Genomic DNA, 16,415 nt, shown 5'->3' with positions numbered 1-16,415 from the left:
TGAACTTAGGGCTAGACAAACACAAAGCAACCATCCTTGGTTGCTTTGAGCGTTATTAGGAATCAGAGCCTAAAAACGCTCGAGTAAACGATATGTGGTTTATCTTGTACTTTGCTTGGCAATTCAAAATAAACTCTTTTAGATTCTCGCTAACAGGGAACACGCAGTGTACGTCTAGCCCTTCTAAGAATTGGTTATCAGCCATATCCCAAAAACTTTGCAGCGAGTTACAAACAATGGTTCTCATATCAATATTGCTCTTTTTGCTGTTTATATTAACGAGCAGAGCTAATGTTAGCGTGCTGGCCGTCAACGGGTATAGCAATCCGTGCAGTGACCACCTCAATGAGTTCGACATGACTATCGAGATGGCAATTCCAATAAAAACATTTGTTAAGATTATTAAAGCGTCTAAATTCTATACAATTATACGTGTGAGTGAAAGTGCATAGTTAATAAATCTCATATAGAAAACGATTACATTTGCAATTATTTTTCTGTCGAAGTGAGATTGTGCTCCAAAATTTTATTTATACGTTGAGCGCCAAGATCTTTGAGTTTCTCTGATAGTTATATAACCCTTGTTTTTCCATCGGTAATTCATCAACCGCTATCTCGTAAAAACCCTGTTCACGGAACCAGTGAAGGCTGTGCGTAGTAAGGACAAAAATCTGGTCGATATCACGAGATTTTGATTGGTGACGCATGTAATCCAGCAACAATTGCCCACGGTTTCCATCGCGATAGTCAGGGTGAATCGCCACGCACGCCATCTCCGCCATATGATCTTCCGGGTATGCGTAAAGCGCTGCGCAACCGATAATCAGCCCGTCTTTTTCGATAATCGTAAAGCGGTGAATCTCTTGTTCCAATTGTTCTCTTGAGCGACGAACGAGAATGCCTTGTTCTTCCAAAGGACGAATAAGGTCAAATATGCCACCAATATCGTCAATCTGAGCTTGTCTTACTTGCTCGGCACTAGCCATGACCACTTGGGTTCCAATACCGTCAAAAGAGAACAACTCTTGGATTAATGCGCCATCTACCTTGTAGCTGATTAGATGACAACGAGGCACACCAGCTCGACAAGCGGAGATCGCTCCTTTCAAGAAGCGCAGTGTTCCTGTGCTCATGTCTTCGGCAGGATTTTGAGATTCCGTTAATCGTTCTAGAATTTGCTTGGCATCTTTAGGGAAGAGTTCGGCGAGCACGTTACCGCGTTCATCTGTTACCCCTTGTTCGGAGCAGAAGCCAATCAGCTTGTCGGCCTTTAGACGAATAGCAACTTGGGTAGCGACCTCTTCAGAAAGTAGGTTAAAGCTTTCGCCTGTCACGGAGCTGGCAATAGGGCCAAGCAGTACAATTGAACCTTGGTCAAGCGTGCGATTGATCCCTTCGATATCGATTCGACGAATACGCCCGCTGTGGCAATAATCCGTACCGTCATCCACGCCAAGCGGTTGAGCCGTAATGAAGTTACCACTCATAACATTGAGTTGAGTACCCGCCATCGGCGTGTTGTTTAAGCTCATTGAAAGACGTGCGGTGATGGCAAGTTGAAGCTGTCCAGCAGCCTGCATAGCGACGCCCAAAGAATATTCATCAGTGACCCTAATATTCTTGTGATAAGGCGTATGGCAATCTTGCTTGGCGAGCAATTGGTTGATCTGCGGTCTTGCCCCGTGAACGAGAACAATCTTTACTCCAAGGCTGTGGAGCAAGGCTATATCACTAATAATGTTACCAAAGTTCCTGTCGGCAACGGCTTCGCCTCCCAGCATAATGACCATGGTTTTGCCACGGTGAGCATTTACGTAAGGGGTTGATTGTCTGAAACCTTTTACTAGCGCTGTACTTCTTAATTTCACAGAACAAGTCCATTTTGTTTATTTATTCGATAATTTAGCATTTAAATTCAAATGTAAACAACACCTTTTTGGAATAAAGCGCAAACTATTCTTATCTAGGCTTCAATATATAAACTGTCTCAGTGTAGAATGCGCATAGCATCCTTATGAGTAGTCACCGAATGCAACAAGCTCCAGCAACAAAGAACAAAATCGATGAGATAACCAAAGGTCTCTACAGCGAAGCTGATCAGCGCAATCAATCTAAGTTGAAGCGTAAGATCATTGAACGTTGTTTAATGGTTCTAGCCTTAGTGGGTTCGTTTGCGGTGGTTTCTTTGTTCGGCGATGTGCTTTCCCGAGTGCAAAATGCGGCGACGCCCGACAATCTGATATACGGCACTTGGATAGAGCAAGATGTTGCACATTATGCGACCGATGAGTTTGTTCTGAATGCTAATGGTGTGTCAGTTCGTGGGTCTGTTGTTTCGACGAGCTTTGACTTTGATGGAAACTACTTTGAATACAAGGCGGGTGATAAAACCTATCGCTTCCGCATGACCAATTCTGACAATACAGAAATGGTGCTCGATTCTGACAGTCACTACAATCCCATCTTCCGCCTTAAGGGCCATATCGATAACTCCGTCCGATAGGTTATCTTCTTGTAAACTCTTACAATCTAAGATTGTGTTATCTGACTGTTTTTGTCATCCTCGATGCATAGAATTTTTAGGATGACTCTTGTGATTAAAAAATGGCTTCCCCTTGTCGCAGCCTCTGTTTTATTTGGCTGTGCCCAACCCACCGATCTCGCTCAACAACACCTTGATGATGAATTTCCTCGCACCTTAAATAAGGTCGATGTAGTGGAGTCTAATAAACCAAGAGATTACACGGCATTTGCTGAGCAAGCTGAGATGGTTGTGTCTCGATCACCATCGATGGCGAAAATCTACGAGCCGCTATACAAGCAACTTAATGAGTGGGCGATGCTAAGTGGTGATCCAAGTGAACTCGCAAACTTTGGTGTTCAAACGGCTCAGCTTGGTGGTGGAGATAAGCAGGGCAATGTTTTGTTCACGGGCTACTTTTCTCCTGTGATGGAGCTGCGCCACGAAGCGAATGAAGAATATCGTTACCCTGTTTACGGGCTTCCTGAGTGTGGTAAAGAGTGTCCAACACGCCAAGAGATTTACAACGGCGCACTAGAAGGTCAGGGCCTTGAGTTAGGTTACTCAGCAAACCGTATCGACCCATTTATGATGGAAGTACAGGGCAGTGGATTTGTACACTTCGGTGATGATGACACGCTGCAGTATTTCGCCTACGCGGGTAAGAACAATAAAGCTTATGTGAGCATTGGCCGTGTTCTGATTGAACGAGGCTTAGTTCCACGCGAAAAAATGTCGCTAAAAGCAATCAAAGAGTGGGTATTGGCAAACGCTCCTGAAGTGGTCAAAGAGCTGCTTGAGCAAAACCCATCTTTCGTGTTTTTTGAAGCGAGAGACGACCTATCTGTGATGGGTAGCGCGGGCATTCCTCTATTACCTATGGCGGCGGTTGCGGGCGATCGCTCTATCTTGCCTATGGGGACGCCGATTCTTGCTGAGGTTCCACTACTGAATGCTGATGGTACTTGGAGCGGCGCTCATCAACTAAGACTGCTATTGGTTTTGGATACGGGCGGCGCGGTTAAGCAAAACCATTTGGACCTTTACCACGGCATGGGCCCTCGAGCGGGTACAGAAGCGGGCCATTACAAGCATTTTGGTCGTGTGTGGAAGCTCGGTTTAGATGGCAGCGCAACTGAAGCGCCTTGGGCTTTGCCTCCTGAAAAGGTTGAGTAAGCTACAATAAAATAGGGCATTGAAAGCGAATCGCTAATCCCCTAGACTTTTTATTCAAGAGTGCGTATAAAACGCACTCTTTTCTTTTTCTCAGAAATAAATTGGCGGCAACAATGCGTGAATTGACCACTCCAGCTTCAGAAAACTATGACCAACGATTTGGTGGCACTCGTCGCCTATATGGCAATAGTGAAGTCGACATACTTAGAGCTGCACACGTGTGCGTGATCGGTATTGGCGGTGTAGGTTCATGGGCTGTTGAAGCGCTTGCTCGTACTGGTTTAGGTGAGCTGACTTTGATCGATATGGATGATGTGTGTGTGACCAACATCAACCGTCAGATCCACGCAATGTCGGGTACCGTTGGTAAAAGCAAAATTGAAGTGATGGCAGAGCGCGTTAAGCTGATTAACCCTGAGTGTAAAGTTAACCTGATTGACGACTTCATCGGCCCAGACAATCAGGCTGAATACCTGTCGAAAGAGTTCGACTTTGTATTAGATGCGATTGACAGCATGAAAGCTAAGGCTTCACTGTTGGCATATTGTCGTAGCAACAAAATTAAGGTGATCACCACTGGTGGTGCGGGTGGTCAAATCGATCCGACTCAAATCAAAGTGGCTGATCTGACGAAGACGATTCAAGATCCGCTCGCGAAGAAGCTAAAAGATACCCTTCGTCGTCATCATAATTTCCCTAAGAATCCAGCACGTAAGTTTGGTATCGATTGTGTGTTCTCAACTGAACAGCTGAAATACCCTCAAGCTGACGGCAGTGTCTGTGCTGCGAAAGCGACAGCAGAAGGTCCAAAACGTATGGATTGTTCGACGGGTTTTGGTGCGGCAACAGTTGTAACGGCGACGTTTGGTTTTGTAGCTGTTTCGCGTATCGTTGAAAAGCTGATTCAAAAGCACGCTAAGTAACGTCTTTTACTCAATTAACAATCGACTGGATATTAAAATGACCACATTCCCAAGCTCTCCATTCGGCACTGAAATTACCAGTGATGATATCGTCGCGAAGATGCAGACATTCAGCGGCTGGGAAGACCGTTATCGCCAAGTGATTCAATGGGGTAAGAAACTGCCAACGATGCCTGATGAACTGAAAAGTGAGCAGGTGATTGTCTCTGGCTGTGAAAGCCAAGTGTGGTTGGTTTCTCAAAATATCGACGGTGTTTGGCACTTTTGTGCTGATTCTGATGCTCGTATTGTGCGCGGTCTGATTGCATTAGTGATGGCTGCGTATGATGGAAAAACATCAGAGCAGGTTCAAGCGTTCGATATTGATGGTTACTTTGAACAAATCGGTCTAATTACCCACCTTAGCCCATCTCGCGGTAATGGATTAAAAGCGATTGTTGCTCAAATCCAAGAGCTAAGTGCTTAATATCTCCTTGATACACAGAAGCAAAAAGGGTTGACGTTAAACGCCAACCCTAAGTAATTTCGCTACTCCCTAAAGCATATCAACGGCTTTTTCTATCGCAGCTACGAGCTTTTCAACATCATCCATGTTGTTGTAAATACCAAATGAAATTCGAACCGTTCCTTTCACATTAAGTGCATCCATTAATGGGTGAGCACAATGATGTCCTGCACGTACTGCGATACCTTGCTGATCCAGTAGAGTCGCTATATCTTGATGGTGAACACCATCCATCACAAAAGTAATCACACTTGCGTTAGGTTGATACCCTAAAATCTGAATGTCATCCTGTTTACTGAGAGCAAGATAAGTCTCGTGTTGTAGTTGGTGGATATGATTTTCGACATCTTGTTGTACAAAACCACTTAACCATTCTATTGCGGTGCTTAGTGCTATGGCTCCTGCCACATTTGGCGTGCCCGCTTCGAATTTGCCAGGCAGTTCTGAAAAAGTAGTGCCAGAGAAAGAGACGCGCTCGACCATTTTGCCACCACCATGCCAAGGTGGCATCGCTTCTAACAATTCAAGCTTGCCGTAAAGCACACCGATGCCCGCAGGGGCATAGAGCTTGTGTCCAGAGAATACGTAGAAATCCGCACCTAAAGCTGCAACATCAATAGGCTCATGGACGATGCCTTGCGCGCCATCGACCACAACAATCGCATTCATCTTGTGTGCTTTTTCTATGACAGCTTCAATTGGCTGACGAGAACCCGTTACGTTGGTTACCTGAGCTAATGCAACAATCTTGGTTCGTTCATTTAAAAGCGTATCAAACGCGACTAGGTCAAATTCGCAATCCGGTGTCATCGGTACTTTAACGACTTTAGCCCCGGTTTGTTCTGCCACAATTTGCCAAGGAACTATGTTAGCGTGATGCTCCATTTCACTCACTAAGATCTCATCGCCAGGCTGAAGAATACTTCTTGCGTAAGTTTGAGCAATTAAATTGAGCGCTTCGGTTGCACCGCGAGTCCAGATGATCTCTTTTGAAGAGCTTGCACCGATAAACTGAGCGACCTTATCTCTGGCAGCTTCAAACTGACTGGTCGCGTTCGCTGTTAAGCTATGGCTACCACGGTGAACATTGGCATTTTGTTTGGAGTAATATTGGCTAATGGCATCAATAACTACCTGAGGTTTTTGTGTCGTTGCCGCGCTGTCTAAGTAAATCAATGGTTGTTGATTGATGGTTTGTGATAGCGCAGGAAACTGCTCTCGGATGTGATTGATATCAAGCATCTATTCTTACCTAAATCTTGGAAATTGGTGCCAGCGTTATGCTTAGCGGTATTGTTATTTTATCGCGACTTGTTGACCGTTGCTGACTAATCTTGATGATTCCAGCTATTTTCTTGCTCTTTGACCTGATTGAACAGCTTTTGGTTAACAGGAACTTCTATCTGATGTTTAAGCGCTGTTTTTATTAGGTGTCCAGTGATGAAGTCGATCTCTGTCTTGCGTTGGTAAAACATATCCTGCTTCATGGATGAGTTGTTCTGCGCCGTGGCTTGGATGACCTGCTTGACACTTGCTTCTAATCCGTCGAATGAACAAGCGATCTCTTCGGCCTGCATAACTTGTGTGAGCTCTTCAACGATAGAACTTAAAATACCCTCAAACCTTTGGTCTGCAAGTTCACCATTCTTGATTTGTTCCAACCCAGTAAGTGGATTGATAGCACAATTGATGGCGAGTTTAGCCCAAAGCGCGGTTTCTATTTGTGGGTTCCAACTCACAGTGGGGAGAGCATCATCCAATACATCAACCAAAAACGTGCACTGTTGACCCGTTTGGTTAAAAGCACCCAACTGGGTTTGTCCTATTCCTGTATGAGATACACTATTACGATCAGGTTTGAATGCTGCTTGGGTCGTGGTTGCCAATACTATCGGGTGAGCATTAATTTGAGTGGCAATGTTGTCGACCGCGCCCATTCCGTTATGCATGAACATGAGAATGGTGTCAGAGTCGAGATATTGAAGTAACGGAGTGGTGGCTTCTTCTACTTGCCAAGCCTTGACTGTGAAGATAACCAGATCACTCGCGGCTAATCGTTCGATATTGTTGTTACTGATAGGGAGAGAGGGTTGTCCATCAAGTGATAGCTCAATGGAGTGGTCGGAAGAACGGCTCCACAAAGAGACATTATGACCAGCTTGAAGCAGTTTTATTGCCCATAAAGAGCCGATGGCCCCTGGCCCAACAATAGTGATGTTCACAGCAATACCGAGATAAGAAAGTGATGCTGCAAGGATAGCGAGGCATTAAATGAAAGCAATAAAAAATGGCACCCGAGGGTGCCATTTAGGAAACTTTCTTAGAAGTTCAATTAGAACTTGTAAGTAGCTGCTACGTAATGAGCAAAGCCAGAAGTTTTGCCAGCTAAACCGCCATCTTTAAGGCCGTATACGTCGTTGTAAGCTTTTAGACCGTAACCTAGAGCAAAACGATCGCTATGCCAGTAAAGACCGTTGTACATTTGACCACCATGAGAAGAGTTCAATGCAGCGAAATCATCGTTAACACCAAATTGGTAATCAATGTAACCTTGGTAAGATACAAATGAACCATTTTCGAAGAAGTAGAATGGTTTGAACCAGTTAGCTGAAATTTGGTAACCATTCCAGTCTTTAGCGTTTAGATCGTACATACCGTATAGGTTTAGACCAACTTTACCTAACCATGGCACTTCTACATCAGAACCAAGACCAATGAATGTTTGGTATAGAGGCTCATTGGACTTAACTACAGGATTACCGTCTTGGTCTAATTCAGTAGTCTCGAAAGAGTACTCAGCGCCGCCATTGATTACAGTTTGGTTCGCGATGTATAGCTCTTTTACTGGGCCAAAAGACAGGTCTTTACCTGTAAGGCCATCTAGAGACATACGAGGTGCAAATTTTGCAAAGATACGGTCAGAACCAGCTTTGTCACTGCTGTCATTATTTAGAACATTAAAGAAATCAACGTAACCATATAATTCCCAAATTCCTGAACGGCCACCAAACTCCATTTCAATGTAGTCGTGTGAAGATTCACCTGGTAGCTCGTCGAATGCGCCCATTAGGTTGAACTGCATCCATTTGTAATCGTTCTTGTGAGTATCGCCGTCAGTATAGTCAGCTGCCATTACTGGAGCAGATGCTGCTGCAAGTAGGCCAAGAGTTAAAAGTGATTTACGCATAATGGAACTCTCTATGTTTAAAATAAGTAACCCGCTAATCCGTGCGTGTTTATGATGTCCGAATGCCGAGCATAATAGCGATTTTGTTCTCAAATAAAAGTGAGACGGAGTGAAAATTACAATTATTAAGGTGAAGCTGATCACACTAATGATCTAAATGATGGAACTTTAATGTGGCAATGCATATTGATGCACATCTAATTCTATTGATTTTGTGAAACTCGATTATTTTGTGGATAAATAGGTGAAATACTGTGCTAAGCAAACGATTCTACTAATTAGAGTGACATGCATATCAAAATCAACAGTATTCATTTCTAAGCGTTTTCTCTTTAAAAATGACTCATTCAAACCTCCTTTCAATCTTGTCTTTGATCTATTTTTGACCAACTGCGTAGTGGAGTTGGAATCAATTGATGGACAACTCATGTGATGACTGCCTAGGGATTTGAACCTAGCTACTTTTTGAATCACGGAGAATTAAAGACAGTTCACTGCACTAGATTTTGAAATACTTTTTAAAGATTAGTTATTGGACTAATCATTTGTGTGACGAACTGGTCTAACTTTTTTGGAGAGAAGACCGATGAAATATTCACCTATACTCGCTGTAGCGATATCAGCCCTTTTCATTGTTGGGTGTGATGATGACGATGAACCTACTACACAACTTCAAGCTGTTCATGCATCACCCGATGCTCCTTTAGCTAATGTTATCGTCAACAGTCAGGCTCGATGGACTGGTGTCGATTATGCTCGAGCGTCTGGGTACGCTTCAGTGCCAGAAGGGCAGACTTCAGTGCAAGTTGATGTTCAACTTCCCGGAGAGGCTGTCGCAACCGTTATACCTCAAAGCCAATTTAACCTGAGCCAAGACCTAGATTACACGGTGATGGTGGTGGGCGATGCAGATGGTTCCAATAACCCTGTAGAAGCTTTAGTTGTTACTCGTCCTGCTGCGGGCACGGCAACCAGTTCAAGTTTAGATGTGCAAGTAGTCCATGCGGCAACAGGTGTCGGCGATGTAAACTTGTATGTCACAGGTCCTAGTGATCCATTGGGTGCACCGTTGGGGACGTTGGCTTATAAAGATTTTACCGATGTGCTCAATATTCCTGCGGGTCAATATCGTGTGAGACTTGAAACAGTAAGCGGTAGTGCTATCGCGTTTGATTCAGGAGAGATCACTCTCCCTGCTGGTAGCGAGCTGACCATTGCAGCCGTACCAAGAGCAGATTCTAATAGTGCTTCACTTGTTAAATTGATGGTAATGGATGGTTCGGGCTCATCTTTAATCTACGACATGGCAGAAACGGCAGAAGTCAGAGTAGGACATTTAGTTGATGGTGCTCCAGACGTAGACCCATTTGTAAATGGTTCGGCTTTTGCGCCTTTAGCTGATTTGATGTTCAAGGAAATCCGAGGTTTTATCGATTTGGCTGTCGGAAGCTACGATATTGATATCTTTGCAGATGGTACTACAACTAATGCACTGATTGATGCGGATGGTGTCGCTGTATTTGCGGGTATGGATTACAGCATCTACGCGGTGGGCACAGTGAGTCCATTGAATTTGGAAGCTTTGGTAGTTCCTGAAAACCGTCGCCCGGTTGCGACCAGCGCAGTATTGAATATTACCCATGCTGCGGCAAACCCAATTGCAGCTTCGGTAGATATTTACTTGACCGAGAACACGGGTATTGCTGGCAGCACTCCAGCGCTGAGTGATGTGAAATTTAAAGATTATGTGAATGGTATTTATGTCGCAGCGGGAACCTATTACGTAACGATTACCGTTGCAGGTGACCCATCAACAATAGCGGTTAATTCAGCACAGGCGATGTTAGCTGATGGCGTGGTATACCAAGTTGTTGCGATCGACGATTCGGCTGGCATAGGCTTCAACCTTATTGTGAGTGATACAACAGACTAGCGCTTACCAAATCATTAGTGACAAAGTAAAGAGGGTAGCGTGAAGCTACCCTCTTTCTATTCGGTCTTCTTTTTCTCTTATTCGTGGTTGGTTTTAGCTTTTTCTAGTAAATCTGTGAAAAAGTGGCGCAACGAATAGAGCATGATCAAACTTGGTATCACCATGAGAGCAGTAAGTATAAAGAAGGTTGACCAGTCATTGAGGTAATCAACCAACTCACCGCTGAAGGAAGCCAGTGTGGTGCGACCGAAGTTACCTAAGGATGCGAGTAAGGCATATTGCGTTGCCGAGAAAGCTTGCCCAGTTAGTAGCGTTAAGAAGGAAACGAATGCCACTGTCGAAAAGGCGGTTGTGAAGTTATCGACAATAATCGTTGCCAAGAACAGTGTTTCACTTGGGCCTGCTTGAGCGATCCATGCAAACATTAGATTACTGGCTGCCATGGCAACACCGCCAATCATCAGTCCGCGTACAATGCCGAATTTTACATTGAAGACGCTGCCTACCAAAGTGAAGAATATGGTTGCGCCCCAACCAATTAACTTCGAATAGTGGCCGATCTGTTCGTTACTGAAACCTATCTCTTTATAGAAGGTGATCGACATGCGACCTAGGAAGGCTTCACCTATCTTAAATAGGAATACGAACAGCAGTAGGGTGATGGCAACTTGAACTCCGTTTCGTTTGAAGAAGTCATAAAACGGTTCTAACACGGTAACACTGAACCAAGCCACGACTTTCGAACCGACAACCTTATTGTGGCGTTGCTGAGCCTGTTCTTGCAGGGCTTCGCGTTGTGTATTTGGCTCTCCGACAAAAAGAGTAAACAGCATTAGTACGACAACGACGCCTGCCATTCCGTAATACACGCCATTCCAACCGATTGAGTCTGCGTTAATAAAGGCAAGGTAGCCTGGTAGAGAATACCCCGTCCACCAACCAATTACGGCCATTGCAGAAGCTTGCGGCAGTTTTGATGCTTCGGATTTTGGGAAGGTATCAATACGAAATGCATCAATCGCGATGTCTTGCGTGGCTGAGGCAATGGCAATAGCGAGCGCCAACATTGAAGTAAACGCCAAGTTCTCTGCGGGATTGACGCCTGCGATGAATAAGGTACCGATTAAAACAATGGATTGGCAGAAAAAGATCCAACTGCGTCGCTGGCCGAGTATTGCGTGAAGCACCGGCAGTTTTACTCGGTCTACCAATGGTGCCCATAAAAAGTTAATCGCATACACGGCAAACACACTACCAAAGTAGCCAATGGCAGCACGCGTTAAACCTGCATCTTTTAGCCAGCCAGACATGTTGGATCCAATAAGAACCCATGGGAAGCCACTCGAACAGCCGAGCATAAACACCCAAAGTAGACGTTTATCTAGGTAGCTGCGAAAAGTCTGCATCCAAGAAAGAGAGGGAGTGCCTGATGACATAGGGCGTCCTTGTATAGAAAAACGCCCTTAAGAAATAAGGGCGTTAGATTGGATTACTTAAGAAGGGTCACTTTAGTGATGACGATTGGGTCGACTGGGATGTCTGACATGCGGCCCATTCGCTTGGTTGGAATCGTTGCCATCTTTTGAACAACATCAAAACCTTCAGTTACTTTGCCAAATACAGCGTAGCCTGGGTTACCACCTTTTGCGTTCAAGAAATCATTATCAGAGAAGTTAATGAAGAACTGACGAGTTGCAGAATCTGGCGCATTAGTACGAGCCATAGCGATTGTTGCTGTATCGTTCTTCAGGCCGTTGCTGCCTTCATTCTTGATAGGAGCATAAGTCGCTTGTTGATTCATGTCTTGATCGAAGCCGCCACCTTGTGCCATGAAACCAGGGATAACACGGTGGAAGATAGTGCCTTCGTAGCTGCCGTCTGCAACGTATTTTAGGAAGTTCTCCGCGCTAACCGGTGCTTGTTCTTGGTTTAGCTCAATTGTGAAGTCGCCTAATGTTGTTTCCACGTTTACTTTAGGACCAGCCCAAACGCTTACGCTCACTAGCATTAATGCGATAGAAGATAAAATACGACCCATTAGAAACGTTCCTTCATGTAAGTTTGTAGCTCTTGGTCGTTAGCGATCTCAGTAAGAACCAAGTTGATCACGTCATTAAGAACCATAGAGATGTCGTCGTTAGATGCACTCAATGCACCAGTGCGTGTTGCAGTGCCGTTGAATGTTTTAACTAGTTTGCCTTCAGGCGTTTCAGCGGTAACTTCAAGCGTTACTTTACCGTCCATTTTGTTTTCCATAATGGTGTGCTCTACGGTAACGAGTGCTTCTTGAATCTCCAAAACAATCGAGTTTTCACTGTTTACGCTCGCACGAAAACCTTGAGACTCTAACTGCTGTGCAACAGCATTTTCTAGAGAAATACGCATGTTTTGCTTAGCGTGAATTGGCTGAATGTTTGAACGGCCACTATCAACCAATGCAACATATTGAGCGGCACGAACATCTTTACTGGTTAGTGTGTATGTTTTGCCTTGTACAAGGTTGCTTGAGCTTAGTGAAGCTTCTGGCATTACATTGATCTGTTCTTGCTGAGGGGCTGAACATGCTGTCAAAGCCATAATAGAAGCAGCCAAAATCAGTTTTTTCATTCCTTTATCCTTTCTAAATTCACACCAGAAGCTCGGTATCTTAAATTCTTGTGAAGTCGTTTCTGCTTATTTATTAAAATTCGCAGGTTCTCTTGTTGCTTGTAATATCTCAAATTTTTGGTTTAGTTCAAGCGTTTCAACGTTAGCTTCACCAAATAGTCTTGCTAGTTTGACATCGTATCCGAGGTGTCGGTTGCCAATAACAATTAATTTGCCTCCATTGCTTAGAACATGCTTTGCATCACAGAACATTTGCCACGCAATGTGATCCGTAATCGCTTGTTGCTGATGGAATGGAGGATTACACATCACTAAGTAGGTGCTGTTTTTCTTGAAGCCATCTAAACAGTTGTTGGCGATGAACTGGAAGTTGCCTTCTTCACCAAGGTTATCTTTGACGTTTTGGCGCGCCGATTCCACCGCCATAAAGCTTTCATCCACACAGGTGATACGGGCTTGTGGGTTCAATTGCCCTGCTTTTACACTCAATACACCGTTGCCACAACCAAGATCGATGATATGACGCAGCTCAGGATCTTGTGGGATGTGCTCTAGCATATAGCGAGCGCCTTGATCGAGTGCTTCCCCTGAGTAAACATTTGGTAAATTTTTCAGGCGGATATCTTCACCGTCTACATCCCATTCAACAAAAGGCTCTACCGTTTGAATTGGCTGGCAGTTTGGAGATGAGAAGACTAAGCGGTGTTTTTTCTTCGCTAGTGATGTTTTGGTTTCGCCTAGGTATTTTTCGAACAGGTTAAGCGTAGAGGTGTGAATCTCTTTTACCTTGTTGACGCCGATCACTTGGCAGCCTTCAGGCAATGCTTGGCGTAGCTGACTCAATTGCCAGATTAGGTGACGATTTGTTTTTGGCAGCTGCATGATCACAAGATCGATACCGTGTGGGATATCATCCATCGTGTTCAAGAAGTTCACTCGGTTACTTTGATTGCGCTGCAAGTTTTTCAGGGCACCACGGTGAGAGATAAATGAGTCGCTCATCATAGTGACATCATGATCTTTCGAGAACCAAGCGGATAGGGCACCGAAGCTGTCGTTCATGATCAGGATGTGTTTGCCAGGTTCGAGGTTCATCTCTTCAACATGACTGATCAGGTATTCGTCGCCCGCATCCCAAGCTTGAAGGGTTTCATTTGAACGTTTCGGGAAACGATGTAAGGTTAAAGTTCTATCGTGAAGGGTAAGTTCGGTTTTCATTGCTTGAGATACTTATGTAAGAAATAACAAAGATATTGTCTCAAATGCAGGCTGAACAAGATAGAAAAAACTCAACCAAACCTACGCCATTCGCTATCAAATACTCAGACAGTCGACCGCTTAGGGTTTATACTCATCCCACGGATAATGCCAATACGTTATTAAGGAATCACAATGATCCAAGAAGTTATCGAAACAAAATTGCACAATGAGTTTTCACCAAGTCATTTAAACGTGGTTAATGAGAGCTATATGCACAATGTTCCGGCCGGTTCTGAGAGTCATTTTAAAGTGATTGTTGTCAGTGATGTGTTTGAAGGATTGCGTCTTATTGCTCGTCATCGAGCGGTAAATAAAGCTCTTTCAGAAGAGCTAGCGAATAATATTCACGCACTGTCCATTCACACTTATACAAAAGATGAATGGATGAAGCAGCTCGATAACGTGCCAGACAGCCCTATGTGTATGGGTGGTGGCAAGTAACACAGCGAGCATATTGACAAAAGGTGGTGATGCCGCCTTTTTTGTCGCCAAACCTATGTGTTTTTCGTTGTTATATCACTCAAACTGATGGCAATTTGAACGACTAAAAATACCTACAATGAGTAATGTTTTTATTAACAGTGTTTCAACATAACTCGTAAAATAATAGTTTGTGACAGAGTATTAATCTCTTGTTTAAAACACGATTCAAAAGCCATTTTATCTGTGCGGCTCGTCAAATTTATACATATTTTAGAGTCCATATGCTTCAAATCTCACCAAATATAGGCCGTATTCAAGTTATTGGTCATGGCATCAAGTTGTCAAAAAATGCTAGAATACGGCACCTGATAAATCTCACATAATCTTTGTGGTGAATTTATTAATGTAATGTTGCGATTTTGGTATCTCAAATTTACCAAAACCGGACACTGTAATGTCGTGTCTAAGGGCGATTTTAAAACGTCCCGAATTTACGCAATTAAAAGAATCTTTTTCCCGATAAAGTAGTGCAAGTGCGTATGATTACAATAAAGAAGGGTTTGGATCTTCCTATCGCAGGAACTCCATCCCAGGTGATTAATGATGGTAAGTCCATCACTAAAGTCGCCTTGCTTGGCGAAGAGTACGTTGGTATGCGTCCTACGATGCATGCTCGCGTTGGTGATGAAGTGAAGAAAGGCCAAGTTCTTTTTGCAGATAAAAAGAACCCAGGTGTTGTATTTACTTCTCCAGCAAGCGGTAAAGTTATTGAAGTGAACCGTGGTGCTAAGCGTGTTCTTCAATCAGTAGTGATTGAAGTAGCAGGCAATGAGCAAATCACGTTCAATAGCTATGAAGCTAACCAACTAGTAGGCCTTGACCGTGAAACGGTTAAAGCTCAGTTAGTTGAGTCTGGCGCATGGACCGCTTTGCGAACTCGTCCGTTCAGCAAGGTTCCAGCAGTTGATTCTGAAACTCAGGCTATTTTCGTTACTGCTATGGATACTAATCCGCTAGCAGCTGAGCCAGAATTAATCATTAACGAGCAGTCTGATGCTTTCGTTGCTGGTTTAGATCTTCTTTCAACTCTGACTAACGGTAAAGTGTACGTTTGTAAAAAAGGTACTAGCTTACCTCGTTCAGCTCAGTCTAACGTTGAAGAACATGTTTTTGATGGCCCACACCCTGCAGGTCTTGCAGGCACGCATATGCATTACCTATATCCGGTAAATGCACAAAATGTAGCGTGGAGCATTAACTACCAAGATGTTATCGCATTCGGTAAGCTTTTCCTTACTGGTGAGATTTACTCTGAGCGTGTTGTTTCTCTGGCTGGTCCAGTGGTGAACAACCCACGTCTAGTTCGTACTCAAATTGGTGCTAGCCTTGAAGAGTTGACAGACAGCGAGTTAATGCCAGGCGAAGTTCGTGTGATTTCTGGTTCTGTACTTACGGGTACTGAAGCAACAGGTCCACATGCTTTCCTTGGTCGTTACCATCAGCAAGTTTCTGTTCTACGTGAAGGTCGTGATAAAGAGCTATTCGGCTGGGCTATGCCTGGTAAGAACAAGTTCTCTGTTACTCGTTCATTCCTTGGTCACCTGTTTAAAGGTCAGTTGTTCAACATGACAACGACAACAAACGGTAGTGACCGCTCAATGGTTCCAATTGGTAACTACGAGCGCGTAATGCCTCTAGATATGGAACCTACATTGCTGCTTCGTGATCTATGTGCAGGCGACATTGATAGTGCTCAAGCACTAGGTGCGCTAGAGCTAGACGAAGAAGATGTAGCATTGTGTACCTTTGTATGTCCAGGTAAGTACGAGTACGGTCAACTACTTCGTGAATGCCTAGATACGATTGAGAAGGAAGGGTAA

Annotated in this window: 16 protein-coding genes; 7 read left to right on the top strand and 9 right to left on the bottom strand. The window is 44.1% G+C overall.

Annotation, left to right across the window (positions count from 1 at the left end; all coding sequences use genetic code 11):
- Positions 1-55: 55 nt before the first annotated feature.
- Together AB4375_RS01775 and argA are read right to left on the bottom strand one after the other, a co-directional pair.
- On the bottom strand, positions 56-247 hold the full coding sequence (locus AB4375_RS01775) for a hypothetical protein (protein WP_046224581.1): 192 nt from the start codon (positions 245-247) through the stop codon (positions 56-58).
- A 283-nt stretch (positions 248-530) separates the two neighbouring features.
- Positions 531-1,868: an amino-acid N-acetyltransferase gene (gene argA, locus AB4375_RS01770; RefSeq protein WP_017065782.1), complete on the bottom strand. Its 1,338-nt coding sequence runs from the start codon at positions 1,866-1,868 to the stop codon at positions 531-533.
- Positions 1,869-2,029: 161 nt separating this feature from the next.
- Here argA and AB4375_RS01765 point away from each other — a divergent pair, with 161 nt between their 5' ends.
- From AB4375_RS01765 to csdE, 4 genes are all read left to right on the top strand, one after another.
- Positions 2,030-2,503 (top strand): DUF2850 domain-containing protein, encoded by a 474-nt coding sequence (locus AB4375_RS01765; protein ID WP_017064193.1) that lies wholly within the window; start codon positions 2,030-2,032, stop codon positions 2,501-2,503.
- 81 nt (positions 2,504-2,584) lie between these two features.
- The gene (gene mltA, locus AB4375_RS01760; protein WP_372050907.1) at positions 2,585-3,697 is read left to right on the top strand and encodes a murein transglycosylase A; all 1,113 of its coding nucleotides are present in this window, start codon (positions 2,585-2,587) and stop codon (positions 3,695-3,697) included.
- A gap of 113 nt (positions 3,698-3,810) precedes the next feature.
- Positions 3,811-4,620 (top strand): tRNA cyclic N6-threonylcarbamoyladenosine(37) synthase TcdA, encoded by an 810-nt coding sequence (gene tcdA, locus AB4375_RS01755; RefSeq protein ID WP_372050906.1) that lies wholly within the window; start codon positions 3,811-3,813, stop codon positions 4,618-4,620.
- A gap of 37 nt (positions 4,621-4,657) precedes the next feature.
- A complete protein-coding gene (csdE, locus tag AB4375_RS01750) occupies positions 4,658-5,086 on the top strand; it encodes a cysteine desulfurase sulfur acceptor subunit CsdE (protein ID WP_017059900.1) in 429 nt (142 codons plus the stop codon).
- A 69-nt stretch (positions 5,087-5,155) separates the two neighbouring features.
- Here the strand turns inward: csdE and csdA are convergent, their stop codons facing one another.
- The 3 genes from csdA to AB4375_RS01735 all read right to left on the bottom strand — a co-directional run bounded on the left by csdA (position 5,156) and on the right by AB4375_RS01735 (position 8,192).
- On the bottom strand, positions 5,156-6,367 hold the full coding sequence (gene csdA / locus AB4375_RS01745) for a cysteine desulfurase CsdA (RefSeq protein ID WP_372050905.1): 1,212 nt from the start codon (positions 6,365-6,367) through the stop codon (positions 5,156-5,158).
- Positions 6,368-6,453: 86 nt separating this feature from the next.
- On the bottom strand, positions 6,454-7,347 hold the full coding sequence (panE, locus tag AB4375_RS01740) for a 2-dehydropantoate 2-reductase (protein ID WP_171732574.1): 894 nt from the start codon (positions 7,345-7,347) through the stop codon (positions 6,454-6,456).
- 110 nt (positions 7,348-7,457) lie between these two features.
- Complete coding sequence (locus AB4375_RS01735) at positions 7,458-8,192, bottom strand: outer membrane protein OmpK (RefSeq protein WP_372050946.1); 735 nt, start codon at positions 8,190-8,192, stop codon at positions 7,458-7,460.
- Positions 8,193-8,898: 706 nt separating this feature from the next.
- Between AB4375_RS01735 and AB4375_RS01730 the strand changes: the two genes are divergently transcribed.
- Positions 8,899-10,245 (top strand): DUF4397 domain-containing protein, encoded by a 1,347-nt coding sequence (locus AB4375_RS01730; RefSeq protein ID WP_372050904.1) that lies wholly within the window; start codon positions 8,899-8,901, stop codon positions 10,243-10,245.
- A 77-nt stretch (positions 10,246-10,322) separates the two neighbouring features.
- Here AB4375_RS01730 and AB4375_RS01725 read toward each other — a convergent pair whose 3' ends face one another.
- The 4 genes from AB4375_RS01725 to AB4375_RS01710 all read right to left on the bottom strand — a co-directional run bounded on the left by AB4375_RS01725 (position 10,323) and on the right by AB4375_RS01710 (position 14,070).
- Complete coding sequence (locus tag AB4375_RS01725; protein WP_017068518.1) at positions 10,323-11,681, bottom strand: AmpG family muropeptide MFS transporter; 1,359 nt, start codon at positions 11,679-11,681, stop codon at positions 10,323-10,325.
- 53 nt (positions 11,682-11,734) lie between these two features.
- Positions 11,735-12,283: a peptidylprolyl isomerase gene (locus tag AB4375_RS01720; RefSeq protein WP_017068517.1), complete on the bottom strand. Its 549-nt coding sequence runs from the start codon at positions 12,281-12,283 to the stop codon at positions 11,735-11,737.
- Positions 12,283-12,852, bottom strand: a complete 570-nt coding sequence (locus AB4375_RS01715) for a YajG family lipoprotein (RefSeq protein ID WP_017059907.1) — start codon at positions 12,850-12,852, stop codon at positions 12,283-12,285. Before AB4375_RS01715 ends, AB4375_RS01720 begins: the two co-directional genes overlap by 1 nt.
- A gap of 66 nt (positions 12,853-12,918) precedes the next feature.
- Positions 12,919-14,070 carry a methyltransferase gene (locus AB4375_RS01710; RefSeq protein WP_017068516.1) on the bottom strand — a complete coding sequence of 384 codons (1,152 nt, stop codon included), beginning with the start codon at positions 14,068-14,070 and terminating at the stop codon, positions 12,919-12,921.
- Positions 14,071-14,244: 174 nt separating this feature from the next.
- On the opposite strand from AB4375_RS01710, the gene bolA reads away from it, so the two are divergent.
- Both bolA and AB4375_RS01700 read left to right on the top strand, forming a co-directional pair.
- Entirely contained in the window at positions 14,245-14,553 is a 309-nt protein-coding gene (gene bolA / locus AB4375_RS01705) for a transcriptional regulator BolA (RefSeq protein ID WP_017064186.1), read from the top strand.
- A 521-nt stretch (positions 14,554-15,074) separates the two neighbouring features.
- Complete coding sequence (locus AB4375_RS01700; RefSeq protein WP_019823845.1) at positions 15,075-16,415, top strand: Na(+)-translocating NADH-quinone reductase subunit A; 1,341 nt, start codon at positions 15,075-15,077, stop codon at positions 16,413-16,415.

The organism is Vibrio sp. 10N.261.51.C6, assembly GCF_041471785.1.
In the GTDB taxonomy this organism is placed as follows: Bacteria; Pseudomonadota; Gammaproteobacteria; order Enterobacterales; family Vibrionaceae; genus Vibrio; species Vibrio crassostreae_C.
Note: the sequence above shows the minus strand (reverse complement) of the source record. Positions and strands in the feature narration are given on the sequence as shown.